The organism is Pseudomonas izuensis (assembly GCF_002356535.2).
In the GTDB taxonomy this organism is placed as follows: Bacteria; Pseudomonadota; Gammaproteobacteria; order Pseudomonadales; family Pseudomonadaceae; genus Aquipseudomonas; species Aquipseudomonas izuensis.
Genome location: NZ_AP017423.2, coordinates 1183910 through 1207314 on the forward strand (window position 1 = coordinate 1183910; position 23405 = coordinate 1207314).

At 60.9% G+C, this 23405-nt stretch carries 22 protein-coding genes; 11 read left to right on the plus strand and 11 right to left on the minus strand.

What is annotated here, in order from left to right; translation table 11 throughout:
- Positions 1–8 precede the first annotated feature (8 nt).
- The 3 genes from lptF to LAB08_RS05270 form a co-directional block, all read right to left on the minus strand.
- The gene (lptF, locus tag LAB08_RS05260; RefSeq protein WP_096513197.1) at positions 9–800 is read right to left on the minus strand and encodes a lipotoxin F family OmpA-related lipoprotein LptF; all 792 of its coding nucleotides are present in this window, start codon (positions 798–800) and stop codon (positions 9–11) included.
- Between the two features lie 48 nt (positions 801–848).
- Positions 849–1262 carry a DUF4398 domain-containing protein gene (locus tag LAB08_RS05265; RefSeq protein ID WP_096513196.1) on the minus strand — a complete coding sequence of 138 codons (414 nt, stop codon included), beginning with the start codon at positions 1260–1262 and terminating at the stop codon, positions 849–851.
- Positions 1263–1565: 303 nt separating this feature from the next.
- Positions 1566–1910 carry a pilin assembly protein gene (locus LAB08_RS05270; protein ID WP_096513195.1) on the minus strand — a complete coding sequence of 115 codons (345 nt, stop codon included), beginning with the start codon at positions 1908–1910 and terminating at the stop codon, positions 1566–1568.
- A 200-nt stretch (positions 1911–2110) separates the two neighbouring features.
- Here LAB08_RS05270 and ppc point away from each other — a divergent pair, with 200 nt between their 5' ends.
- From ppc to LAB08_RS05300, 6 genes are all read left to right on the plus strand, one after another.
- A complete protein-coding gene (gene ppc, locus LAB08_RS05275) occupies positions 2111–4741 on the plus strand; it encodes a phosphoenolpyruvate carboxylase (protein WP_096515553.1) in 2631 nt (876 codons plus the stop codon).
- Between the two features lie 289 nt (positions 4742–5030).
- Entirely contained in the window at positions 5031–5678 is a 648-nt protein-coding gene (adk, locus tag LAB08_RS05280) for an adenylate kinase (RefSeq protein ID WP_096513194.1), read from the plus strand.
- A 108-nt stretch (positions 5679–5786) separates the two neighbouring features.
- Entirely contained in the window at positions 5787–6461 is a 675-nt protein-coding gene (gene tsaB, locus LAB08_RS05285) for a tRNA (adenosine(37)-N6)-threonylcarbamoyltransferase complex dimerization subunit type 1 TsaB (RefSeq protein ID WP_096513193.1), read from the plus strand.
- 232 nt (positions 6462–6693) lie between these two features.
- Positions 6694–6996: a hypothetical protein gene (locus LAB08_RS05290; RefSeq protein WP_096513192.1), complete on the plus strand. Its 303-nt coding sequence runs from the start codon at positions 6694–6696 to the stop codon at positions 6994–6996.
- Positions 6996–7856, plus strand: coding sequence for a DUF72 domain-containing protein (locus LAB08_RS05295; RefSeq protein WP_096513191.1), 861 nt, complete (start codon positions 6996–6998; stop codon positions 7854–7856). Before LAB08_RS05290 ends, LAB08_RS05295 begins: the two co-directional genes overlap by 1 nt.
- Before the next feature lie 34 nt (positions 7857–7890).
- Positions 7891–8712 carry an isocitrate lyase/PEP mutase family protein gene (locus LAB08_RS05300; RefSeq protein ID WP_096513190.1) on the plus strand — a complete coding sequence of 274 codons (822 nt, stop codon included), beginning with the start codon at positions 7891–7893 and terminating at the stop codon, positions 8710–8712.
- 3 nt (positions 8713–8715) lie between these two features.
- Here the strand turns inward: LAB08_RS05300 and LAB08_RS05305 are convergent, their stop codons facing one another.
- Positions 8716–9339, minus strand: coding sequence for an energy transducer TonB (locus LAB08_RS05305; protein ID WP_096513189.1), 624 nt, complete (start codon positions 9337–9339; stop codon positions 8716–8718).
- 93 nt (positions 9340–9432) lie between these two features.
- On the opposite strand from LAB08_RS05305, the gene LAB08_RS05310 reads away from it, so the two are divergent.
- A complete protein-coding gene (locus LAB08_RS05310; protein ID WP_096513188.1) occupies positions 9433–10215 on the plus strand; it encodes a class I SAM-dependent methyltransferase in 783 nt (260 codons plus the stop codon).
- Between the two features lie 148 nt (positions 10216–10363).
- Here the strand turns inward: LAB08_RS05310 and LAB08_RS05315 are convergent, their stop codons facing one another.
- Positions 10364–11008, minus strand: coding sequence for a TetR/AcrR family transcriptional regulator (locus tag LAB08_RS05315; protein ID WP_096513187.1), 645 nt, complete (start codon positions 11006–11008; stop codon positions 10364–10366).
- Positions 11009–11101: 93 nt separating this feature from the next.
- On the opposite strand from LAB08_RS05315, the gene LAB08_RS05320 reads away from it, so the two are divergent.
- The 3 genes from LAB08_RS05320 (at position 11102) to LAB08_RS05330 (ending at position 16449) form a co-directional block, all read left to right on the plus strand.
- Positions 11102–12202 (plus strand): efflux RND transporter periplasmic adaptor subunit, encoded by a 1101-nt coding sequence (locus LAB08_RS05320; protein ID WP_096513186.1) that lies wholly within the window; start codon positions 11102–11104, stop codon positions 12200–12202.
- Positions 12203–12208: 6 nt separating this feature from the next.
- A complete protein-coding gene (locus LAB08_RS05325; protein ID WP_096513185.1) occupies positions 12209–15274 on the plus strand; it encodes an efflux RND transporter permease subunit in 3066 nt (1021 codons plus the stop codon).
- 989 nt (positions 15275–16263) lie between these two features.
- The gene (locus LAB08_RS05330) at positions 16264–16449 is read left to right on the plus strand and encodes a DUF6124 family protein (RefSeq protein WP_254007537.1); all 186 of its coding nucleotides are present in this window, start codon (positions 16264–16266) and stop codon (positions 16447–16449) included.
- 129 nt (positions 16450–16578) lie between these two features.
- Here the strand turns inward: LAB08_RS05330 and LAB08_RS05335 are convergent, their stop codons facing one another.
- From LAB08_RS05335 to plsB, 3 genes are read right to left on the minus strand one after another with little or no spacing between them, the layout of a single operon-like run.
- A complete protein-coding gene (locus LAB08_RS05335; RefSeq protein WP_096513184.1) occupies positions 16579–17268 on the minus strand; it encodes a DUF4197 domain-containing protein in 690 nt (229 codons plus the stop codon).
- Between the two features lie 26 nt (positions 17269–17294).
- Complete coding sequence (locus tag LAB08_RS05340; RefSeq protein ID WP_096513183.1) at positions 17295–17693, minus strand: YbaY family lipoprotein; 399 nt, start codon at positions 17691–17693, stop codon at positions 17295–17297.
- 52 nt (positions 17694–17745) lie between these two features.
- Positions 17746–20241 (minus strand): glycerol-3-phosphate 1-O-acyltransferase PlsB, encoded by a 2496-nt coding sequence (gene plsB / locus LAB08_RS05345; protein WP_096513182.1) that lies wholly within the window; start codon positions 20239–20241, stop codon positions 17746–17748.
- Between the two features lie 237 nt (positions 20242–20478).
- Between plsB and LAB08_RS05350 the strand changes: the two genes are divergently transcribed.
- Complete coding sequence (locus tag LAB08_RS05350) at positions 20479–20688, plus strand: cold-shock protein (RefSeq protein WP_096513181.1); 210 nt, start codon at positions 20479–20481, stop codon at positions 20686–20688.
- A 135-nt stretch (positions 20689–20823) separates the two neighbouring features.
- Here LAB08_RS05350 and LAB08_RS05355 read toward each other — a convergent pair whose 3' ends face one another.
- The 3 genes from LAB08_RS05355 to dapE all read right to left on the minus strand — a co-directional run bounded on the left by LAB08_RS05355 (position 20824) and on the right by dapE (position 23243).
- Positions 20824–21201 carry a hypothetical protein gene (locus tag LAB08_RS05355; protein WP_096513180.1) on the minus strand — a complete coding sequence of 126 codons (378 nt, stop codon included), beginning with the start codon at positions 21199–21201 and terminating at the stop codon, positions 20824–20826.
- Between the two features lie 81 nt (positions 21202–21282).
- Positions 21283–22092 (minus strand): putative RNA methyltransferase, encoded by an 810-nt coding sequence (locus LAB08_RS05360; RefSeq protein WP_096513179.1) that lies wholly within the window; start codon positions 22090–22092, stop codon positions 21283–21285.
- Positions 22092–23243, minus strand: a complete 1152-nt coding sequence (gene dapE / locus LAB08_RS05365; protein ID WP_096513178.1) for a succinyl-diaminopimelate desuccinylase — start codon at positions 23241–23243, stop codon at positions 22092–22094. The genes LAB08_RS05360 and dapE overlap by 1 nt, the downstream gene beginning before the upstream one ends.
- Between the last annotated feature and the right edge of the window lie 162 nt (positions 23244–23405).

The following is a 23405-nucleotide window of genomic DNA, read 5'->3' on the forward strand; positions in this document are numbered from 1 at the left end:
CGGCGTGTTTAGTTTGCGCTCACCGCCGAACGCGGAATCACCGGTTGATTGTCATTGGAAATCGTCACTTCCACCCGACGGTTCTGCGCCCGTCCCGACACACTGGTGTTGTCCGCCACCGGGTACTCCTTGCCATAACCCTGGGCGACGATGCGCGCCGGATCGACGCCCATCTTCACCAGCGCCATGCGCACGGAACCAGCGCGACGTTCCGACAGTGACTGGTTGTGCGACGCCGTACCGGTGCTGTCGGTATAGCCCTCGACGATCACTTTGCGGTCGGGATTTTGCTGGAGGTACTGCGCCAGTTTGTTGATGTTCATCAGGCCGTTGGATTTCAGCTCCGCCTTATCGGTGGCGAACAGCACGTCACCGAAAGTCACCAGCGTGCCGCGATCGGTCTGCTTGGCATTGAGACTGGCCTGCAGCTGTCTGATCTGCTGGTCACGCGCATCCAGCCGCGCCTGGGCCCTTTGCGCGGAGGCGTTTTTCAGCTGGGCCTCGGCGGTGCGCAGGGCGATGGTCTGTTTCGCCACTTCCACGCGCTGGTTGGTCAAATACGCAAGTTGATCGACCTTGGCCGGGTCTTCTTTATCCAGATACGCCTTGCCGGCCTTGTCCAGGTAATCGCTGGCTTCCTTGGTTTCCAGTGCCGCGACTTTGCTCGCCTGCGGGTTGGCTTGCAGGCCGCTGTAGTTGGTGCGGGCCTGTTCAAGGTTGGCATTGGGCGGTGTGGAACAGGCAGCCACTGCAACACTGGCGGCCAACAGGGCAGGGATCATCAAGTGTTTGGAATTCATGGTCTTCGTCCTTTTAGTCGAGTAAAGAAATACGTCGAGCCACGCCGTTTACTGAACGGTGCGCTGGCTTTCCTGACGCAGTTCCTGAACCCCTTGTCGAGAGTCCTTCACAGCCTGTTCGGCTTTCATTGCCTGGGCCTTGCGCTCGGCCACGCGAGCGTCCCATTCAGCCTGTTCGGCGAGGGTTCTGGCCTGGTCGTACTTTTTGTCGTGCATGGCGATTTCGGCTTGTTTGAGCTTGTCCTGGGCCGTCTTCATTTCCACCGCGGCGAATTCAGTACCGCCAGCGCTCACGGCGTTGTTGACCGCTGATTCGGTCACGGCGAACTGTTCGGTGGGTGGGTGGCCGGCACAACCGGCCAGCACGAGACTGCCGCCGATGGCCAAGGCAGCCATTTTCAGGTGGTGCAGAGGGGGGAACGAGGATTTGCCTGTGCGGGTCTTCATGATTTTCAACTCCATTGGGCTTACTCCTGAACAACTGAAAATCCATCCTGGGCATGGAGCCGCAACCTTCGATTTCGGGTGTTTTGAAACGGCCGTCCCAGGCATGGTTACTGGGTTGACCGGGGGCGTTTTTTAAAAGTTCAGAGAAATTGGCGTGGCGTTGGAAAACTGTTGGCCGAATGGACAGGGCTCTAGAGCGGGGATTTGACCCCTGTGGGAGCGAGCCTGCTCGCGAAGGCGTACTGTCGGCCGGCATTGATATTGACTGACACGACGCCTTCGCGAGCAGGCTCGCTCCCACAGGTTCATATGGGTGAATCAGTGTTTCTGCTTACCGTCAGCTGCTGACAAATCGTGCAAATGACGACGGGACAACGCCAGAAAACGCGGGGTCGGACCGATGTCTTCATACAGCGGATCGCCTTCTTCATCGGTGGCCACCACCGTCGAGCCTTTCACATAGGGGAAGCTTTTTTCCAATTCCTCCAGGGCGGCGCCGATCAGTTCGCCGAGCAGTTCTTCGGGTTGCCGTTTGGGGTACATCTCGATGATCGCCGCCAAGCGTGCGGCAGCCTCAACGTCCAGATGAATCGAGTAGCCAGTGTCAGTCAGGCGACCCTTGGCGTTTTCTTCCCAGTGATGGGCAAGCTCGCGGATTTTCATAATGACCTCATGACACGCCTGCTCGTGGCAGGTCGGAAGATGTCCGGCATAGGCCGGCTTAAGCCGTTGTACGGCTCAATGTTCAGACTAGCTTCTGCCTTGGAGGTGTGAAGACCCTTCGTCGTCTGACTTGTAAGAACCGGCCTGGAGCGGCACTCTTGGGTTTCCTGGCCGCCGGATTCTTTGCTGGAGAACTGCTGATGACCGATATTGATGCACGCTTGCGCGAGGACGTTCACCTGCTGGGTGAGCTGTTGGGCAACACCATTCGTGAACAGTACGGGGACGGCTTCCTCGACAAGATCGAGCAGATCCGCAAGGGCGCCAAGGCTGACCGCCGCGGTTCCATGGACGCCGAGCTGAGCGCCAGCCTCAACCAGTTGACCGAAGACGAGTTGCTGCCGGTGGCGCGGGCGTTCAACCAGTTTCTCAACCTGGCCAACATCGCCGAGCAATATCAGCTGATTCACCGACGGGAAGAGTCGCAGCCCGCACCGTTCGAGTCGCGAGTCCTGCCGGAGCTGCTCGCTCGCTTGCGCGCTGAAGGGCATGGGGCCGAATCACTGGCCCGGCAATTGGGGCGGCTTGAAATCGAGCTTGTTCTCACGGCTCACCCGACCGAAGTCGCGCGCCGCACCTTGATCCAGAAATACGACGCCATCGCCGCGCAACTGGCGGCACTGGATCATCGCGACCTGACTGGCGCCGAGCGCGAGCAGATCAAATCGAAACTGCAACGCCTGATCGCCGAGGCCTGGCACACCGAAGAAATCCGCCGCACACGTCCGACACCGGTTGATGAAGCCAAATGGGGCTTCGCAGTGATCGAGCATTCGTTGTGGCAGGCGATTCCGAATTACATGCGCAAAGCCGATCAGGCGTTGTACGCTGCCACCGGCCTGCGCTTGCCGCTGGAAGCCGCGCCGATTCGCTTTGCTTCGTGGATGGGCGGCGACCGCGATGGCAACCCCAACGTCACAGCGTCCGTCACCCGCGAAGTGTTGCTGCTGGCGCGCTGGATGGCGGCCGATCTGTACCTGCGCGATGTCGATCACCTTGCGGCCGATCTGTCGATGCAACAGGCCAGTGAAGCGCTCAAAGCCAAGGCCGGAGACAGCGCGGAGCCGTATCGTGCGGTTCTCAAACAATTGCGCGAGCGTCTGCGCGCCACGCGCAATTGGGCTCACGCCGCGTTGACGACACCCACCCCTGCGCCCGCCGACGTGCTGCAAGACAACCGTGACCTGCTCGATCCGCTGGAGCTGTGCTACCACTCGCTGCATGAGTGCGGCATGGGCGTGATTGCTGACGGCCCGTTGCTCGATTGCCTGCGTCGGGCGGTCACGTTTGGTTTGTTCCTGGTGCGTCTGGATGTGCGTCAGGACTCGTCGCGGCACAGCGCGGCCATGACCGAAATCACCGATTACCTTGGCCTCGGTCGCTACGAAGACTGGAGCGAAGACGAGCGCATCACGTTCCTGACGCGCGAACTGAACAACCGCCGACCCTTGCTGCCGGCCCACTACAAGCCGTCCGCCGATACCGCCGAAGTGTTGGCGACTTGCCGGGAAATCGCCGCTGCGCCCGCGGCATCCCTCGGTTCCTATGTGATCTCCATGGCCGGTGCCGCTTCCGATGTGCTGGCCGTGCAACTGCTGCTCAAAGAGTCCGGCGTGTTGCGGCCGATGCGCGTGGTGCCATTGTTCGAAACCCTGGTCGACCTCGACAACGCCGGGCCTGTGATCGAAAAGCTGTTGCTGTTGCCGGGCTATCGCTCGCGCCTGCAAGGGCCGCAGGAAGTAATGATCGGCTATTCCGACTCGGCCAAGGATGCCGGCACCACGGCGGCGGCCTGGGCACAGTACCGGGCGCAGGAGCGTCTGGTGGACATCTGCCGCGAGCAGCAGGTGGAACTGCTGTTGTTCCACGGTCGTGGCGGCACCGTGGGCCGTGGCGGTGGCCCGGCCCACGCGGCGATTCTGTCGCAGCCGCCGGGCTCGGTGGCGGGGCGTTTCCGTACCACCGAGCAGGGAGAGATGATTCGATTCAAATTCGGCCTGCCGGACATCGCCGAGCAAAACCTCAATCTGTATCTGGCCGCGGTACTTGAAGCGACCCTGCTGCCACCGCCACCACCGACGCCTGAATGGCGTCACCTGATGGATGAATTGGCCGCCGACGGGGTCAAGGCTTACCGCGCCGTGGTGCGGGAGAATCCGCAATTCGTCGAGTACTTCCGTCAGTCGACCCCGGAACAGGAACTCGGACGTTTGCCGCTGGGCAGTCGCCCGGCCAAGCGCCGTGCCGGCGGCATCGAAAGCCTGCGGGCGATCCCGTGGATCTTCGGCTGGACCCAAACCCGCCTGATGTTGCCGGCCTGGCTGGGCTGGGAGGCGGCACTGAGCAAGGCGCTGGAACGGGGCGAGGGCGAGTTGCTGGGGCAGATGCGCGAGCAGTGGCCGTTCTTCCGCACTCGCATCGATATGCTGGAGATGGTGCTGGCCAAGGCCGACGCTGAAATCGCCCAGTCCTACGACGAGCGTCTGGTCGAGCCGGAACTGTTGCCGTTGGGCGCGCACTTACGCGACCTATTGTCGCAGGCATGCTCGATCGTACTGGGGATGACCGGTCAGTCGCAGCTGCTGGCACATAGCCCCGACACCCTGGAATTCATCCGCTTGCGCAACACTTACCTCGACCCGCTGCATCTATTACAGGCCGAGTTGCTGGCCCGTTCGCGGCAACCGGATGTGGCGCAGGACAGCCCGGTGGAACAGGCGCTGCTGGTGTCTGTAGCGGGGATTGCCGCCGGTTTGCGTAATACCGGCTAAGGTTTTTGCCGTGGGGGAACGGCGTCCGATGCGTGCATCGGACGCCAATGACTGGTCGCTATAAAAGTATGGCCAGGCGACAGTTAATGATGGGGTTGCGACTTGGGGAACCGCGCGCAAAGGTCACAAGACCCTGCGGTTTCTCCGACTTTTGGCGTCTTGTGTGGGCGCAGCCTGCTGTGTATCTTGATCAGCCTTTGGCCGTTTGGGCGGCCACGACCCTATTTTTGAGATTGGCCCCACGAGGCGAATCTGACGTTATCTATATAAAAAATTGAGGAGCACATCGATGCGCGTCATTCTGCTGGGAGCTCCCGGGGCCGGTAAAGGTACTCAGGCACAGTTCATCACCGAAAAATTCGGCATTCCGCAAATCTCCACTGGCGACATGCTGCGTGCAGCGGTCAAGGCCGGCACCGAGCTGGGCATCAAGGCCAAGAGCATCATGGATGCCGGCGGCCTGGTGTCCGATGACCTGATCATCGCCCTGGTCAAGGACCGCATCGCCCAGTCCGACTGCGCCAACGGCTTCCTGTTCGACGGTTTCCCGCGCACCATTCCTCAGGCTGAAGCCCTGGTGACTGCCGGCGTCGAGCTGGATGCGGTCGTCGAGATCGCCGTCGAAGACGAGGAAATCGTCCAGCGTATCGCCGGTCGCCGCGTTCACGAGGCCAGTGGCCGCGTGTACCACATCGTCTACAACCCGCCGAAAGTGGCCGGCAAGGACGACATCACCGGTGAAGACCTGGTACAGCGCAAGGACGACACCGAAGAAACCGTGCGTCATCGCCTGTCGGTCTACCACTCGCAGACCAAGCCGCTGGTGGATTTCTACCAGAAGCTGTCGGCTGCCAATGGCAAGCCGAAGTACAGCCATATCGAAGGCGTCGGCTCGGTTGAAGCAATCACCGCCAAGGTGCTTGCGGCCCTGAGCTGAAAAGACTGATCCGCTGCATCATCAACGGCCCGCTTGCGGGCCGTAGTTGTTTATACTGACGCACTTTTTCAGATCCCTCTTTTTACCAACCCTCTTGTGGAAACATCGATGAGCACCTTGCTGGCCCTGGACACCGCGACTGAAGCTTGCTCCGTTGCCTTGCTGCATGACGGCAAAGTGACGAGCCATTACGAGGTGATCCCGCGCCTGCATGCGCAGAAGTTGCTGCCGATGATCCAGCAATTGCTGGCTGACGCCGGCACCACCCTGCAAGCCGTGGACGCCATCGCTTTCGGTCGCGGGCCTGGCGCGTTCACTGGCGTGCGCATCGCTATCGGTGTCGTGCAAGGCCTGGCGTTTGCCCTGGACCGTCCGGTATTGCCGGTGTCGAACCTCGCGGTGCTGGCCCAGCGTGCTTTTCGCGAGCACGGCGCCAGCCAGGTCGCGGCCGCCATCGATGCGCGCATGGACGAGGTGTACTGGGGCTGCTACCGCGAGACGGCGGGGGAGATGCGACTGGTCGGCCAGGAAGCGGTGCTGCCACCGGAAGTGGCTGCATTGCCGGCCGATGCCAGCGGCGAATGGTTCGGTGCGGGGACCGGTTGGGGTTACGCCGAACGCATCGCCGTCAGCCTGAGCGGGCAGGATGCGGGCATGCTGCCCCACGCTGAAGACCTGCTGACATTGGCGCGGTTTGCCTGGGAACGCGGCGAGGCGATTGTGGCGGATGAGGCGCAGCCGGTTTATCTGCGCGATAAAGTGGCGACGCCCAAAGCGCGTTAATCCCGAGACCGAGTTGTCCCATTCGCGAGCAGGCTCGCTCCCACAGGAGTTAATCTATTCCTTGTGGGAGCGAGCCTGCTCGCGAAGGCGATCTCACATACACAGCCAATCGTCGATTTCTAACCCCGGCTTTTAAACCTTTTGTCTTTTATGTGTTCTAGTTATCACTCGGCGGTTTGCGAAGTGGATTATGCGCCACTAAACTGCCATCACTGATACCGAGCATGCACTTATGCGTATAGACGGCATTTCCTCTCAGTCCTACCCCATCAAACGCAATCCGCGCAAAGGCCGGGTGGTGGAAGACGAGTCCGTCGATATCGAAGGCGAGCTGGAGTTTCCGTCCGAAGAGCAACTGGCCGCCCGTGCCAAAGCCGCTGCGCAACGCCTGAGCAATCTCCCCGCCCGTCAGCAGGACATGCTTTATCACCGCGCCATGAGCAAGAGCGTGGCGATGGCCCTGGCCAGCTACCTCAGCACCGCCGGTTTCGTCGACTGGGAAGCGCAAGTCATGGGTCTTGACCTGTACATCTGATGTTGTTGCCTTACTACCTCGGCTGCCCATCCTGGAGTGAAAACGCCTGGCGCGACTACCTGTATCCGCCAGACGCCAAACCCGCCGAGTTCCTCACTCTCTATTCCCAAGTATTCAACGCCGTGGAAGGCAATACGACCTTCTACGCGAGTCCGGCCGCCAGCACCGTGCAGCGCTGGGCACAAACCCTTCCCGAACACTTTCGCTTTACCGCCAAGTTTCCCGGCGACATCAGCCATGGCGGTGACCTGCGCGAACAACTGACCGCTGCCGAGACCTTTACCCAATTGCTCGGCCCCCTCGGCGAGCGGGTGTCGCCGCTGTGGTTGCAGTTGTCGAAAAGTTTCACGCCACAGCGCTTGCCCGAGCTGGCGGGATTCATTGATGCCCTGCAGCGGCCCTTGGCGGTGGAAGTGCGGCATGACGACTTCTTTGCCAGGGGCGACAGTGAACGGCTGCTCAATCGCCTGTTGCTGGATCGTGGCGTCGAGCGCATTTGCCTTGATCCGCGCGCGCTGTTCAGCTGCACCTCGACCGATCCTTCAGTGCTCCACGCCCAGTCGAAAAAGCCCAGGGTTCCGCCGCGTCCGGCAGCGTTCACCCAGTTCCCTCAGGTCCGCTTCATCGGCCATCCGCAGCTTGAAGCCAACGATCCGTTTCTGCTGCCGTGGGTGGAGAAAATCGCTCTGTGGATCGAAGAGGGCCGCACGCCATATATCTTCCTGCACACTGCCGACAACGTGCTGGCGGCGAAACTGGCGCAGCGTTTCCACGGGAAGTTGATGGCGCGTTTGCCTGGCTTGCCGGCGCTGCCTGAGCTATACAGAGAGCCCGCCGCCGAGCAACTTGGCCTGCTCTGAAGGCGGATTCATTCCCCTTTTCAGGAGCCTGCCAATGGATGCGCAAACCCTTCGAGCCCAAGCGTTCAAAGCCTTGCACGAACGCGACGGGGCTTTTGTGATTCCCAACCCGTGGGATGCCGGCTCGGCAAAAATGCTCGCCAGCCTGGGCTTCGAGGCGCTGGCAACCACCAGCGCCGGTTTCGCTTTTTCCCAAGGGCGCCCCGATGGCGGACTGACCCTGGACGACACCCTGGCCAACGTTCGGGCGATAGTCGCTGCCACCGACTTGCCGGTTGCGGTCGATCTGGAAAACGGTTTTGCCGACGATCCTGTCGAGTGCGCCCAAAGCATTCTGCGAGCTGCTGAAGCAGGTGCCGTGGGGGGTTCGATCGAAGACGCCACTGGCCGCGAGGGCGCTCCAATCTATTGCTTCGAACATGCCGTGGCACGCGTCGAGGCCGCCGTCGCCGCCGCTCGCAGCTTGCCTTTTCCCTTCACGCTGGCTGCCCGGGCCGAGAACTTTCTTCACGGCAATCCGGATCTCGATGACACGATTCGCCGCTTGCAGGCCTTCGCCGAGGCCGGTGCCGATGTGCTTTATGCGCCGGGGCTGCGCAACGCTGAAGAGGTACTGGCGGTGGTCCGCGCCGTGGCGCCGAAGCCGGTCAACGTGTTGATGTCCGGCGGCTTGAAGCTGACGGTCCAGGAACTGAGCGAAATGGGCGTCAAGCGCATCAGTGTCGGCTCGGCACTGGCCCTGGCGGCGCTGGGTGAGTTCTATCGCGCCGCCGAAGAGATCAAGACGTCGGGCACCTTCGGGTTTACGTCGCGGTCCATGCCGTACGCCAAGGCCAATCAGTTTTTTAAAGGCTGACCATCAGGCGGCGAGGCGCAGGTTCTGCAGGATGATCGGGCGCGCCCAGCCGTTATCGAAATCGAGTTGTTTTTGTTGCTCCACCAGTTCTTCCGGCGAGAACGGCGGGAAGGGCTTGTCCAGCAGATCGAGTTCGAACTCGGCGATCGGCAGGTGCAGTGGACGCGGTTGCGGCGCCGGGCCGGCTTCCGGCAACGGCTGACCGGCGGTCAACACGATCGGACGCACCCAGCCGCTTTCGAAGTCCTGCTGTTTTTGCTGGGCGACGATTTCTTCCGGGGGGAATGGTGGGAACGGCTTGTCGGCCAGGTCCATTTCGAACTCGGCAATCGGCAGGAACAGCGGCTCGGGCGGGCGAACCTCGTTGTCCTTCACGTCGCATTCGCGCTGGGAAACGATGTGCGCCAGCAGGTCGCTGCCAACGGTAGGTTCGACGGGGCTTTCGAGATCGACCGGTGGAAAATTGAGCGATGGCGGCAGTACATCCTCACCCGACTGTTCAGCCAGCGCACGGGCAAAGAAATCCTGCCAGATGTGGCTGACGCCGCTCAGTGCCTGGGTGTTTCGCAGGTTGTAGTCGCCATAGGGCGAGATAAAACCTGTGATGGTGGGTTGAATGTCTGACATTTCTCTCGGTCGACGCTCAGCTCTGGCAAAATGCTCGATAGTTTTGTTATCGGCCGTTTTTGCCGATCATTAATTTTTTGAGCGTTTTTTCCCATGATTGAGCAACCGGCGGCGTGCCGCATCCATGTCGAAGCCTTGGGCGCGACCTTTCAGACACAGGCCGAGCATTGGGCCGAGCGCCTGGGGCTGCCGTTGCAGGTGGATAACGGTGAGTTCGCGTTGCAGGTAGGCGAGCAGGGCTTGCAGCTGCAGCAGCTCGGCGCGGACGCGCCTGGCCCGGTGCGGGTGGACTTCGTCGAGGGTGGCGCGGCCCATCGCCGGTTGTACGGCGGCGGCAGCGGGCAGATGATCGCCAAGGCCGTTGGCATCGCTCAGGGCGTGCGTCCGCGGGTGCTGGATGCCACGGCGGGGCTGGGCAAGGATGCGTTCGTGCTGGCCAGCCTGGGCTGCGAAATGAGCCTGATCGAGCGCCAGCCGTTGATTGGGGCCTTGCTCGAGGATGGTCTGGCCCGTGGCGCCGAAGATTTCGACGTGGCGCCGATCGTGGCGCGCATGCGCTTGCTCAAGGGCAATTCGATCGAGGTGATGCGCAACTGGGAAGGTGAACCGCCGCAGGTGATCTATCTCGACCCGATGTTCCCGCACCGTGAGAAAACCGCGTTGGTGAAGAAGGAAATGCGCCTGTTCCGGCCGCTGGTGGGCGATGACCCCGATGCGCCGGCCTTGCTCCAGGCCGCATTGGCTTTGGCCACCCACCGGGTCGTAGTCAAGCGCCCGCGCAAGGCGCCATGCATTGAGGGGCCCAAGCCGAGTCATGCGCTGGATGGCAAGTCCAGTCGGTATGACATCTATCCGAAGAAAGCGCTCAAGGCTTAAGACCGAGTTGCCCCAATCGCGAGCAAGCTTTGCTCCCACAGGGTTTGAGGCGTTCACAAACATTGAACCCTGGACAAAACCTGTGGGAGCAAGGCTTGTCGGATCGCCGCACCGCCGCGATGGCGTCAGCCCTGACGCCACAAATACCTCAGACTGATTCGGGCCGATAAGCCCGCATAAACAACCCCACAACTTCCCGCACATGGCTCTCCGCCGCTTCCCCGGTCAACGGCTCGCCACACCCGTACAACAACCGGAAATTCGCCGCGCCCTTGAGCAGGCAAAAAAAATGCTCCGCTGCATTACGCGGTTTATCGATGCTCAGCGCGCCACTCTGATCCACCTTGCTCAGCAGTCGCTCCATGCCATGCAGCATGCGTTCGGGACCAGCCTCGAAGAAGATCAGTGAGAGCTTCGGGTCCTGGCTGCCCAGGGTCATGATCAAACGGTGCAGGTTCACCGATTCGTCGCTGTTGATCAGGTGATGAAAGCCGCGGGCAATGTTCAGCAGCACGGTTTCCACGGCCACGCCTTCCGGCAGTTCAAAAAACAGAGGCGGCAATTGCTCCTCGCACTTGGCCACCACGGCCGCGGAGAACAGCGTCTCCTTGTCGTTGAAATGGCTGTAGACCGTGAGCTTCGATACTCCGGCCTGCGCTGCGACAGCATCCATGCTGGTGTTGGCATATCCCTTGGTCAAAAACAGCGTCTTCGCCGCGTCGAGGATCGCCTGGCGCTTGGCCAGATCCTTGGGGCGGCCAGGGCCGTTGGGTGCTGAAAGATTGTTCGGCATATGCGCTTTTATTACTGGACTGGTGAGTTTGCTATTAATAACATACCGGTCAGTATAATTATTCCAAGCACCATTAGCGAAAGGTCCTTCACCATGTTCCGCTATGCCTTGCCCCTCGCGTTGCCAGTCACCCTGGCGTTTTTTTTGACGGCGTGTGGTCACGAAGAGGCGCCCCAAACCAGCGTTCGCCCGGCCATGGTGGTTCAGCCAGAGCCTTCGGCCCAGGTGATGGAAAGCTATCCCGGCGAAGTCCGTGCCCGCTTTGAACCGGACCTGGCATTCCGCATCGGCGGCAAAGTCAGCCGACGACTGGTCGAGGAGGGTCAGCGGGTCAGGGCCGATCAACCCCTGGCGGAACTCGATCCGCAAGATGTGCGCCTGCAACTGGAGGCCACCCGTGCCCAGGTCGCGGCTGCCGAGGCCAATCTGAATATGGTGCGCGCCGAGCGTGATCGCTATAAAACATTGATGGAACGTCAGTTGGTCAGCCGTTCGCAGTACGACAACGCGGAAAACCTCTACCGCTCCGGCGAAGCGCGTCTCAAGCAGATCAAGGCCGAATTCAACGTCTCGACCAACCAGGCCAGCTACGCCGTGTTGCGTGCACCACAGGACGGTGTCGTGGCCAAACGAGCGCTGGAAGTCGGGCAAGTCGTGGCCGCCGGGCAAACGGTATTCACCCTCGCCACCGATGGCGAACGTGAAGTATTGATCAGCCTGCCGGAACAGAGCTTCGGCCGCTTCAAGGTCGGTCAACCGGTGTCGGTGGAGCTGTGGACGCAACCGGATCAGCGCTTCGCCGGGCACATCCGCGAGCTGTCGCCATCCGCCGATCCGAAGTCCCGCACCTTCGCTGCCCGTATCGCGTTTACCGGTGGCAAAGTCCCCGCCGAACTGGGCCAGAGCGCCCGGGTGTTCGTGCAAACCGCCGAGTCCGTCCCGCTGGCGGTGCCGCTGTCTGCACTGACCGCGGAAAACGGCGTGACTTACGTCTGGGTCGTCAGCGCCAACAACACCCTGAAGAAAACTCCGGTGCGGATCGGTGCCTTCGGTGAGAAAACCGTCCCGGTGCTCGAAGGTCTCAACGCCAGCGACTGGGTAGTAGCCGCCGGCGTCCATGTGCTTCTGGACGGGCAGCAGGTGCGCCCGGTGGATCGCTCCAACCGCGTGGTCAATCTGGCGGACAAGGAGTAATCCCCGATGGGTTTCAATCTTTCCGAATGGGCGCTGCGTAATCGCCAGATCGTCCTGTTCCTGATGCTGTTGCTGGCCATCGTCGGCGCGCTGTCCTACACCAAGCTCGGCCAGAGCGAAGACCCGCCGTTTACCTTCAAGGCCATGGTGGTTCGTACCAACTGGCCGGGCGCCACGGCACAAGAGGTCTCGCGCCAGGTCACCGAACGCATCGAAAAGAAGCTGATGGAAACCGGTGAGTACGAACGCATCGTGTCGTTCTCCCGCCCCGGTGAATCACAGGTGACGTTCATTGCCCGCGACTCCATGCACTCGGTGGAGATTCCCGAGCTCTGGTATCAGGTGCGCAAGAAGGTCAGCGACATCCGCCACACCCTGCCGCCAGGTATTCAGGGGCCGTTCTTCAACGATGAGTTCGGCACCACGTTCGGCAATATCTACGCCTTGACTGGCGACGGCTTCGATTACGCCGTGCTCAAGGATTATGCCGACCGCATCCAGATTCAGTTGCAACGGGTCAAGGACGTGGGCAAGGTCGATCTGCTCGGCTTGCAGGATGAAAAAATCTGGATCGAGCTGTCCAACGTCAAGCTCGCCACGCTTGGCTTGCCGCTGGCAGCGGTGCAGCAGGCGCTTGAAGAACAGAATGCCGTGTCCACCGCCGGCTTTTTCGAAACCAGCAGCGAGCGATTGCAGCTACGGGTCTCGGGGAATTTTCAGACCGTCGATGAGATAAAAAACTTTCCGATTCGGGTCGGGGATCGCACTTTCCGTATCTCTGATGTGGCCGACGTGCGCCGTGGCTTCAACGATCCACCGGCGCCTCGCATGCGTTTCATGGCGCAGGACGCTATCGGTCTGGCCGTGGCCATGAAGGACGGCGGTGACATTCTGGTGTTGGGCAAGGCTCTGGAAGTCGAGTTCGCCCGCATCCAGAAAAACCTCCCGGCCGGCATGCAACTGCGCAAGGTTTCCGATCAACCGGCGGCGGTGAAAACCGGTGTCGGCGAGTTCGTCCAGGTCCTGGTGGAAGCCCTGGCCATCGTGTTGCTGGTGAGCTTCTTCTCCCTTGGCGTGCGCACCGGCATGGTAGTCGCTTTGGCAATCCCGCTGGTGTTGGCCATGACCTTCGCCACCATGTATTACCTGGGCATCGGCCTGCACAAGATATCCCTCGGCGCGTTGGTGCTGGCACTGGGTTTGCTGGTGGACGATGCGATCATCGCCGTGGAAATGATGGCGATCAAAATGGAACAGGGCTTCGACCGGATCAAGGCGGCGAGCTATGCCTGGACCAGCACCGCGTTCCCGATGCTCACCGGTACGTTGATTACCGCGGCCGGGTTCCTGCCGATCGCCACCGCGCAATCGGGCACCGGCGAATACACCCGTTCGATCTTCCAGGTGGTGACCATCGCGCTGCTGGCATCGTGGGTAGCGGCGGTGGTTTTCGTGCCATACCTCGGGGAAAAACTCCTGCCGGACCTGGCGAAAATTCACGCGGCGAAACACAGTACTGACCAACCAGATCCCTACGGCACGCCGTTTTATCAGCGGGTGAGGCGTCTGGTGGAGTGGTGCGTGCGTCGACGCAAGACGGTGATCGCGGCGACGGTGATTCTGTTCATTGCTTCGGTGTTCCTCTTCCGTTTTGTGCCACAGCAATTTTTCCCTGCGTCGGGCCGACTGGAATTGATGGTCGATCTGAAACTGGCCGAAGGCGCTTCACTGAGCAACACCGCCGAGGAGGTCAAGCGCCTCGAAGCATTGCTCAAGGACAAGGCCGGGATCGACAATTACGTGGCCTACGTGGGCACCGGTTCGCCGCGTTTTTACCTGCCACTGGATCAGCAACTTCCCGCTGCGAGTTTCGCCCAGTTTGTCGTGCTGGCGAAAACCATCGAGGAGCGCGAAACCCTGCGTACCTGGTTGATCGCCACCCTCAACGAACAATTTCCGGCCCTGCGTTCACGGGTCACTCGCCTGGAAAACGGTCCGCCGGTTGGCTATCCGGTGCAGTTCCGGGTCACCGGCGAGCACATCGAGGAAGTCCGTGCACTGGCACGCAAAGTGGCGGCCAAGGTTCGCGAAAATCCTCATGTGGTCAACGTTCATCTGGACTGGGAAGAACCGAGCAAAGTCGTTTATCTGAATGTCGATCAGGACCGTGCGCGGGCACTCGGTGTGAGCACGGCGAACCTGTCGAGGTTCCTGCAAAGTTCGCTGACCGGTTCCAGCGTCAGCCAATATCGCGAAGACAACGAGTTGATCGAGATCCTGCTGCGCGGCACTTTGCATGAGCGCACCGAGCTGTCGTTGTTGCCAAGCCTGGCGGTGCCGACCGACAACGGTCGCAGCGTGGCCCTGTCGCAAATCGCGACCCTGGAATACGGCTTTGAAGAGGGGGTGATCTGGCACCGTAACCGCCTGCCCAACGTGACCGTACGCGCCGACATCTATGGCAAGGAACAACCGGCGACGCTGGTGCAGCAAATCATGCCGACCCTCGACCCGATCCGTGCCGAATTGCCGGACGGCTATTTGCTGGATGTCGGCGGCACCGTGGAAGACTCCGCGCGCGGGCAGAACTCGGTGAAGGCCGGTGTGCCGTTGTTCATCGTGGTCGTACTGACGTTGTTGATGTTGCAACTGCGCAGTTTCTCACGCACGGCGATGGTGTTTCTGACGGCGCCACTGGGGCTGATCGGGGTGACGCTGTTCCTGATGGTGTTCCGCCAGCCGTTTGGTTTCGTGGCCATGCTCGGAACTATCGCGTTGTCGGGGATGATCATGCGCAACTCGGTGATTCTGGTGGATCAGATCGAGCAGGACATCGCTGCCGGATTGAAGCCTTGGCAAGCGATCATCGAGGCCACGGTGCGGCGGTTTCGGCCGATTGTGTTGACGGCACTGGCGGCGGTACTGGCGATGATTCCGTTGTCGCGCAGTGTGTTTTTCGGGCCGATGGCGGTGGCGATCATGGGGGGGTTGATTGTGGCGACGGCGTTGACGCTGTTGTTCCTGCCGGCGTTGTATGCGGCGTGGTTCAGGGTCAAGAAAGAGCCGGCCTGAGTTCGTTGGACTTGGCGGCCTTCGGGCCGACCAGGTTCTTGAATGACCGAGTACATATCCGTTCCTTCGGTAACGGCGGCTGGCGGTTTCGCCCTTACGGCGAGTCACTTGGAAGAGCGCCAAGTAACCAAGCGCTCTTGCCCCTTTCGTTCGGCGCCTCGCTAAGGCTCGGCATGCCCTTGCTCCGGTCCTGCTCCGTGGGCCCGCCGCGATCGGCCATCCCTGGCCGGGCGCGGCTAAACCGGCATCCATGCCGGTTTGCCCACTGCGCAGAACCTCCACTCGGCCTCTCGATGGGGCAAGAAGATCAAAAGCAAAAGCAACGCGAGGCGGCCTGACAGCCGACCTGGCTTTGGTGGGTGTACCTCGACCCTGTAGGAGCTGGCTTGTCGGGTCGCCGCATCGCAGCGAAGGCGGCCTGAAAGCCGACCGATCTCTTGCGGATTTACCCGACCCATTGTGGGAGCTGGCTTGCCAGCGATGGCGGCCTGACAGCCGACCTGATTTTGCAGACTTCCCCCAATTCAACTGTGGGAGCGAGCCTGCTCGCGAAGAGGCCCTAACAGTCGATGATGTTTATCGCTCAATCAAACATTCAGAACCTTCCCACAAGACTTTCAGGTTGTCCCTAGGAACCACGATCTCTAGCCTTTGTCCGTTGCTGCCAATTCAGCGACCGGGACTGCAAGCCCGCCGATAATTTGTTAGGCGCCTACAGGCACACCTATAATCGCGACGCTTTTATTAGCGCTACCGATTTATGGTGGCTGTGTGCGGGAGATCTTCGGATCTGCCGAGGTTGCCTGACGACTCGGTCTTGCAGACCCGCATACAGCTGCCACCCATCATCTGCAAGTGATGCTGGCCGCTCCGACTTTCGTTAGGAGCTCCACTATGATCAAACACAGTCCACATCCCCCAGATGCAACCCCGGGTCTACAGGCGAAAACCACTTACTGCCCCTGTCCAATTTCACCATCCATCCGGGCATCAGTTCCGAAACCCTCCTTGCTCATACCCATGAAACCCTTGCTTCAGCCAATGTCATGGCCACGGAATTGTCTTCCAGCCTGATCGGCCCGACGTGCAATCTGGTGCTGGGTATTCAACAGATGATTGTGCTGGCGCAGCTGTCGGTGAACCGTGTGCTGGATCAGATCGAACCGCAGCAATAGCAAACAAAAAGCCCGCTGACTCTGGGAGAGTCAGCGGGCTTTCTTCAAACGGTGAAAGTTGTTCTATCAGTCAGGCCGAGGAGTGGCCATCGCGAGCAAGCTTTGCTCCTACAGGTTTTGTGTTGCGGGTCAGAGGGAGCCGAAGACCTTCTTCGCCAAACTGGTCGCAGCCGCCGCCGGATCCTTGCGAATGGCTTCTTCCTGTTTGCCGATCATCTCGAACAAGCCATTGAGCGCTTGCTCGGTGACGTAGTTTTCGACGTTGGCGTTTTTCGCGTCCACTACGCCCATAGTCGCCGCTTGCCCGGCGAACGAGTTGTACTGTTGGGCCAGGCCAACCTTGTCGGTAGCTTGCTTGACGATCGGCAGGAACTTGGCGCGGATCTGTTCGCGGCTGGTCTTGTTCAGGTATTGGGTGGCCGAGTCGTTGCCGCCGCTGAGGATGCCCTTGGCATCATCGACGGTCATTTTCTTCACGGCATCGACGAGGATCGGCTGGGCCTGGACAACTGCGGTTTCTGCCGCTTTGTTCATGCTGGCTTCCAGCTCATCGACCTGATCACCCATGCCGAACTGTTTCATCTTGCTCGCGACTTTGCCCAGTTTGCCAGGCAGTTCGATTTTCACGTCCGGGTTGTTGCTGAAACCGCCCGGTGTGCCGAGCTGTTTCACGGCCAGTTGAGCACCTTGGGTCAGGGCGTCTTTGAGGCCACCGGTGGCGTCTTTTTGCGACAGGTCACTCAGGGATAGCGCCAGAGCGCTCGCGGAAATCATCAGGCCTGCACACAGGCCGGCAAAACGGAGGGTAGGGCGGAGCATGGCAACTTCCTTTTTCAAAAAGACACTTAGCGGGCCGCGTCGACGCGAACCTTCAATGGCTGTGGATCGGTGCCGTCCAGCCGCACGGCGTGATTCTCAGTGGTGATGAACAGCAGTTTGCCATCGACCTCAATGCGAGCGCTCACCGAGTAACGATGGTTGGGCTCGATCTGCAATGGGTCGTAGCTGAGGTGGAACGGTAAGGGCACCTGGCCTTTGACCGGTCCGCGTTGCTCATCGATAACCTTGGCCGGGGCATCGGCGAGTGAGATGTCTTGCAGGCTGACACTCAGGACGGCGGTGGGCGGCAGCGCAATGCGTTGCAGATAGAAGACTTCACCGTTGAGGGTTGCCTTGGGCGCAGGTGTTGGGTGCTGGCAAGCTGTCAGCAGCACGGCGACTGCGATCAGGGACAGTTTTTTCATCGGACTATCTCCATGTCTGGGGGCGTCAGAACCGCCTGACGCCCTGATCAATTTAGACGGTTTGAACGGGTTGATCGGCCGCGTCTTCAACGCGATGCAACGCCACCTGCCGGATCGACAAGCGGATTTCCGCCGGCAACACCCGTTTGGCCGCACCTTCGGCCAAATCGCCGAGCAGTTCGTGATAGCCCAGCTTTCCAGCTTCGTCGCGCTTGAGTACGTCGAGATCGAGCAGGGTCTGGATGAAGTGGCGGAACAGGCTCTTGTCAAAGAATTCCGGGGCGTTCAGGCCGTGCAGGATCGACAGGCGCTGGGCCATGACCGTGCACAGGTCTTCCAGTTCTTCGGCGCTGATGCTGTTCTGGCCGCTGTTGAGCAGCAGGGAAACGGTCATGTAGAAGCGCTGCAAGGTCTGGGCGATGCTTTTCGACAGCAGCGTCAGCAGTACGAAATGCCGCGAGCTTGGGGCAGGGCGCAGGTAGACGTCGTTCTCGAAGCGCAGCAGGCCTTGTTCGACGAACGCTTCCAGCCATTGATCGATCACCGCGTCCAGCTCGTCCAGCGACCAGCGAATGAACAACTCCGCTTGCAGGTACGGGTACAGCGCGCGGGTGTAGCGCAGGATCTGTTCACGGTTCATGCGCGATGCGCTCTGGAAGAAACTCGCCAGCAGCGCCGGCAAGGCGAAGATATGCAGCACGTTGTTGCGGTAGTAGGTCATCAGGACGGCGTTCTGCTCGTCCAGATACAGAATCTTGCCCAGGGCATCGCTCTGCTCGGAGAGCAGGTCCATGTCCTTCACATGCTCGATCAGCGCTCGACCGTCACCGTCCGGCAACGTGGTATGCGGTGAGTACGGGACCTTGCGCAATAGCGCCAGGTACAGATCGAGGACTCGTGCCATGGCGCGATCGTCCAGAGCCAGACGGCTGGTGGACAGCAGCGCCAACGCCACCAGGTTGACCGGGTTGATCGCGGCCGCTTCATTCAGATGCTGCGCGACTTTATCCCCGAGGCGATTGGTGGTTTCGTTGAGCCAAGCGGGCTTGAACTGCGGGCCGAACTCCTGTTTGCGCCAGTCTGGCTGTTCGCTGTCGAGGAACTCCGCCAGTTTGATCGGCTCGCCGAAGTTCACCGCCACCTGGCCGAAACGCTGCTTGAGCGCGCCGATGACTTTGAAGATGTCGAAGATCGATTCTTTCTTCTTGCTCGCCCCGCGCAATTCGCCGAGGTAAGTGCGGCCTTCCAGCACGCGCTCATAACCGATGTACACCGGCACGAACACGATGGGCACGCGCGAGGAGCGCAGGAAGCTGCGCAGGGTGATCGCCAGCATCCCGGTTTTCGGTTGCAGCATGCGCCCGGTGCGCGAACGGCCACCCTCGACGAAGTACTCCACCGGGAAGCCCTTGGTGAACAGCGTGTGCAGGTATTCGTTGAACACCGAGGTGTACAGCGGGTTGCCCTTGAACGTGCGGCGCATGAAAAACGCACCGCCACGGCGCAGCAGGCCGCCGATGCCTGGCATGTTCAGGTTGATCCCGGCGGCGATGTGCGGCGGGGTCAGGCCGTTGCGGAACAGCAGGTAGGAGAGCAGCAGGTAGTCGATATGGCTGCGATGGCACGGCACATAGATCACTTCGTAACCCGGGGCGACCTTCTGCACGCCTTCGATGTTGTTGACCTTGATACCGTCGTAGATCTTGTTCCAGAACCAGCTCAGCACCACTTCCATAAAGCGGATCGCCGTGTAGGTGTAATCCGAGGCGATCTCGTTGCCGTAGCGCAACGCCTGGGCCTTGGCTTTCTCCGGGGAGATGTTTTCGCGCTCGGCTTCGTCGATGATCGCCTGCTTGACCAGCGGCTGATTGACCAGGCCCTTGACCAGGTTGCGCCGGTGGGAAATGTCCGGGCCAATGACGGCGGCTTTCAAATTGCGGAAATGTACCCGCAGGATGCGCTGGGCCATGCGCACGGTGCGTTCGTGGCCTTTGTTGTGCTCGATCAGCTCGCGCAGGTGGATCGGCGCGGAGAACTGCACGCGGGTCTTGCGTCCCAGCACGATGATGCTGAGTAGGCGGCGCAATCGCCCGGTGACCGCCCAACTGTCGGCAAACAGCAACTTCCACGGGCTCGACTCGCTGTCCGGCGACTGGCCCCAGAACACGCTGACCGGAATGATCTGCGCATCTTCGGCGGCATTCTGGCTCAGGGCGCTGACGAGGCGGGTCAAGGTCGGCGGTGCGCCACGCTTGTCCTGGCGACCGAGCCAGTCCGGGTCCGGTGTCAGGTAGAAGAACGCCGCCGGTTCCAGCAGGTTACCCACCGATACCGGCAGCACCGGACGCGGCAGGCCGGCCTTGCTGCATTCGGTGTCGACCACGGCGAGGTCGGTCAGCGAAGGGTTTTGCAGGACGTAGAACACCGGACGACTGCGGTCGAGGTTGAGGGTGAACGACGACTGGTTGATCGTTTCCGAGCGAACCCAGAGGTACAACAGTCGGCGCAGGGTGCCAAACACAAGACGGCGGAGCGGGGAACGGGTCATACGGCATCTGCATGAGTGAATAAAAAACCGAGCGTTTGCTCGGGAGCTGGATAGTGTGCCGGATTCGCCGAAAATCGGCAAAAAAGCGGCAATCAAAGTGCTATTGAGAGATTAAATGTCTGACATATACTCGGCGCTCTGTCGCCGCAGCCCTTTATGGGACGGCATGTGCAGGCTGACGTTCCCGAGGCTTTCCTGCGAAAAGCCCGATCAATAATAAAAAAGGAGTATGAACAGATGGCAACACGTGAAACCGGCAACGTGAAGTGGTTCAACGACGCCAAGGGCTACGGCTTCATTCAGCGCGAAGACGGGGTGGATGTGTTCGTGCACTACCGCGCGATTCGCGGTGAGGGCCACCGCTCGCTGACCGAAGGCCAACAGGTCGAGTACGGGGTGGTGGAAGGGCAGAAGGGGTTGCAGGCTGAGGATGTTGTAGGGCTTTAAACCAGTCTACAAATCATACAAAACCCTGTGGGAGCAAGGCTTGCCCGCGATGGCAGTGTGTCAGTAAACATTATGTCGATTGACACACCGCCATCGCGGGCAAGCCTTGCTCCCACGGGATTGCGGTGCCGTGGGTTAAGCCGTTTTCCAGGTGATCTCTTCTTCACCGTCGGCGCTGATGCGAATCCAGCGATCCGCCGTCTCCTCACCTTCTTCCTCGACCCAACTGCCCGGCGCGCAACGCACTTCGACGTTCAGCGCGGCAAACGCAGCGCGGGCGCAGGCGATGTCGTCATCCCATGGGGTCTGGTCACTTTCCAGGTACAGGCTGTTCCATTTGCCCACGGCTTTGGGCAACCAGGTGACCGGCACATTGCCGGCCTTGCACTTGTAGGTCTGGCCTTTCTGGACCCAGTCGGTGCATGGGCCCAATGCCGCACTGAGCCAGGCGGAAACCGCCTTATGGTCGACGTCGGCGTCTTTCAGGTAAATCTCGATATCGGGTTGGCGCATGGATGTCCTCACTGCGTGTCTGAAAAATCCATTCGCGGATTTAGCCGGTCCTGGGCCGTTGCCCAGGACCAAAATGAATAACTATTGAAGAATGAAATAATCGTAGCGCATCGAAACGGTGACCTCGAACGGCTCCGCCTGCTCGATGACCGCCGCCCGGCGCTCGGCACTGGCGCGCCAGCCGTGAGGCGTCATGGCCAGCAGATTCGCCCGGTCCTGACCGCTGGCAAGCGTCAGTTTGTATTCCAGGGTTTCACTGTGCGCCAGCGCCATGCCTTCCGGCACCAGGGCCAGGTGTTTGTCGTCGGTGTATTCGCGGACTTCGTCGTACAGCCGCTCGCGCAATTCCATCAGATGGCCGCTGGTCGGTCCGACTTTCATCAGGCCGCCACCGGGGCTGAGCAGACGTTTGGCCTCCTGCCAGTCCAACGGGCTGAAGACGCTGGCCAGGAACTGGCAACTGCCCGATGCCAATGGTACCCGCGCCATGCTGGCGATCAACCAGGTCAGTCGCGGATTGCGTTTGCAAGCGCGTTTGACCGCTTCCCGGGAGATGTCCAGCGCGTAGCCGTCGGCATCCGGTAGGGCGTCGGCGATTTGCGCGGTGTAGTAACCCTCGCCACAGCCGATGTCGACCCAACGCGCCGGCGCATAACCGGCCGCCAGCTCTGCCAGGCGTCTGGCCACCGGCGCATAGTGCCCGGCGTTGAGGAAGTCGCGACGGGCTTCGACCATCGCCTGGTTATCCCCTGGGTCACGGCTGTTCTTGTGCTGCACCGGCAGCAGGTTCAGGTAACCCTGGCGCGCACGGTCGAAGCGGTGCCCGGCGGGGCAGGCCACGCCGTTGTCCACCGCATTGAGCGGTTCGCTGCAGATCGGGCAAGCGAGCATCAGGCGAGCAACTTGATCAGGGTCTGGTAGTAGATCTCGGTCAGTACATCGAGGTCGGCCGCCAATACACGCTCGTTGACCTGGTGGATGGTCGCGTTGACCGGCCCCAGTTCGACCACTTGCGTGCCCATGGTCGCGATGAAACGCCCGTCGGAGGTACCGCCACTGGTGGAGGCCTTGGTTTCGCGACCGGTGATGTCCTTGATGCTCGACGACACCGCGTCGAGCAGAGCGCCCGGTTCGGTGAGGAACGGCAGGCCCGACAATGCCCAATCGATGTGCCAGTCCAGGCCATGCTTGTCGAGGATGTCGGCGACGCGCTTCTGGAGGCCTTCGACGGTGGATTCGGTGGAGAAGCGGAAGTTGAACACTGCCACCAGATCACCGGGGATGACGTTGGTCGCGCCGGTGCCGGAGTTCACATTGGAGATCTGGAAACTGGTCGGCGGGAAGAAGTCGTTGCCGTGGTCCCAGTGCTCGGCGGCCAGTTCGGCCAGGGCCGGGGCGGCGAGGTGGATCGGGTTCTTGGCCAGGTGCGGGTAGGCCACGTGACCCTGCACGCCGCGTACGGTGAGCTTGGCGCCGAGGGAGCCGCGACGCCCGTTCTTGACCACGTCACCCACCAGGGTGGTGCTCGACGGTTCGCCGACGATGCACCAATCCAGGCGCTCCTTGCGTGCCACCAGACGTTCGATCACCGCCTTGGTGCCGTGGTGCGCCGGGCCTTCTTCGTCGCTGGTGATCAGGAAGGCAACCTTGCCCTTGTGATCCGGGTAGTCGGCGACGAAACGCTCGGCCGCCACGGTCATGGACGCGAGGCTACCTTTCATGTCTGCCGCGCCACGGCCGCAGAGCATGCCGTGTTCGTCGATTACCGCGTTGAACGGGTCGATCTGCCAGGCGGTCACTGGACCTGTCGGCACCACGTCGGTGTGACCGGCGAAGCACAGCACCGGGCCGTCGTGGTTGCCGTGGGTGGCCCAGAAGTTATCCACATCTTCGATGCGCATCGGTTCCAGCATGAAACCGGCATCGCCCAGGCGCTGCATCATCTGCTTCTGGCAATCGGCGTCGACCGGCGTCACGGACGGACGGCGGATCAGGTCGATGGCGAGTTGGAGGGTCGGCGAAAGGTCGGCTTGGGCCGTCATGGAAAACTCCGAAAATCATGAATGTGGGCGCGGACTCACTGTGGGAGCGAGCCTGCTCGCGAATGCGGTATATCAGCCAACATAAACGTTGATTGTTACAACGCCTTCGCGAGCAGGCTCGCTCCCACAGGGCTCAGGTCCGGCCATTGGGCCGCAGGCCCT

Excerpts from the sequence above, each read along its gene's own strand:
- lptF (WP_096513197.1), bottom strand. The coding sequence starts at position 800 with ATGAATTCCAAACACTTGATGATCCCTGCCCTGTTGGCCGCCAGTGTT.
- LAB08_RS05265 (WP_096513196.1), bottom strand. The coding sequence starts at position 1,262 with ATGGAGTTGAAAATCATGAAGACCCGCACAGGCAAATCCTCGTTCCCC.
- LAB08_RS05270 (WP_096513195.1), bottom strand. The coding sequence starts at position 1,910 with ATGAAAATCCGCGAGCTTGCCCATCACTGGGAAGAAAACGCCAAGGGT.
- ppc (WP_096515553.1), top strand. The coding sequence starts at position 2,111 with ATGACCGATATTGATGCACGCTTGCGCGAGGACGTTCACCTGCTGGGT.
- adk (WP_096513194.1), top strand. The coding sequence starts at position 5,031 with ATGCGCGTCATTCTGCTGGGAGCTCCCGGGGCCGGTAAAGGTACTCAG.
- tsaB (WP_096513193.1), top strand. The coding sequence starts at position 5,787 with ATGAGCACCTTGCTGGCCCTGGACACCGCGACTGAAGCTTGCTCCGTT.
- LAB08_RS05290 (WP_096513192.1), top strand. The coding sequence starts at position 6,694 with ATGCGTATAGACGGCATTTCCTCTCAGTCCTACCCCATCAAACGCAAT.
- LAB08_RS05295 (WP_096513191.1), top strand. The coding sequence starts at position 6,996 with ATGTTGTTGCCTTACTACCTCGGCTGCCCATCCTGGAGTGAAAACGCC.
- LAB08_RS05300 (WP_096513190.1), top strand. The coding sequence starts at position 7,891 with ATGGATGCGCAAACCCTTCGAGCCCAAGCGTTCAAAGCCTTGCACGAA.
- LAB08_RS05305 (WP_096513189.1), bottom strand. The coding sequence starts at position 9,339 with ATGTCAGACATTCAACCCACCATCACAGGTTTTATCTCGCCCTATGGC.
- LAB08_RS05310 (WP_096513188.1), top strand. The coding sequence starts at position 9,433 with ATGATTGAGCAACCGGCGGCGTGCCGCATCCATGTCGAAGCCTTGGGC.
- LAB08_RS05315 (WP_096513187.1), bottom strand. The coding sequence starts at position 11,008 with ATGCCGAACAATCTTTCAGCACCCAACGGCCCTGGCCGCCCCAAGGAT.
- LAB08_RS05320 (WP_096513186.1), top strand. The coding sequence starts at position 11,102 with ATGTTCCGCTATGCCTTGCCCCTCGCGTTGCCAGTCACCCTGGCGTTT.
- LAB08_RS05325 (WP_096513185.1), top strand. The coding sequence starts at position 12,209 with ATGGGTTTCAATCTTTCCGAATGGGCGCTGCGTAATCGCCAGATCGTC.
- LAB08_RS05335 (WP_096513184.1), bottom strand. The coding sequence starts at position 17,268 with ATGCTCCGCCCTACCCTCCGTTTTGCCGGCCTGTGTGCAGGCCTGATG.
- LAB08_RS05340 (WP_096513183.1), bottom strand. The coding sequence starts at position 17,693 with ATGAAAAAACTGTCCCTGATCGCAGTCGCCGTGCTGCTGACAGCTTGC.
- plsB (WP_096513182.1), bottom strand. The coding sequence starts at position 20,241 with ATGACCCGTTCCCCGCTCCGCCGTCTTGTGTTTGGCACCCTGCGCCGA.
- LAB08_RS05350 (WP_096513181.1), top strand. The coding sequence starts at position 20,479 with ATGGCAACACGTGAAACCGGCAACGTGAAGTGGTTCAACGACGCCAAG.
- LAB08_RS05355 (WP_096513180.1), bottom strand. The coding sequence starts at position 21,201 with ATGCGCCAACCCGATATCGAGATTTACCTGAAAGACGCCGACGTCGAC.
- LAB08_RS05360 (WP_096513179.1), bottom strand. The coding sequence starts at position 22,092 with ATGCTCGCTTGCCCGATCTGCAGCGAACCGCTCAATGCGGTGGACAAC.
- dapE (WP_096513178.1), bottom strand. The coding sequence starts at position 23,243 with ATGACGGCCCAAGCCGACCTTTCGCCGACCCTCCAACTCGCCATCGAC.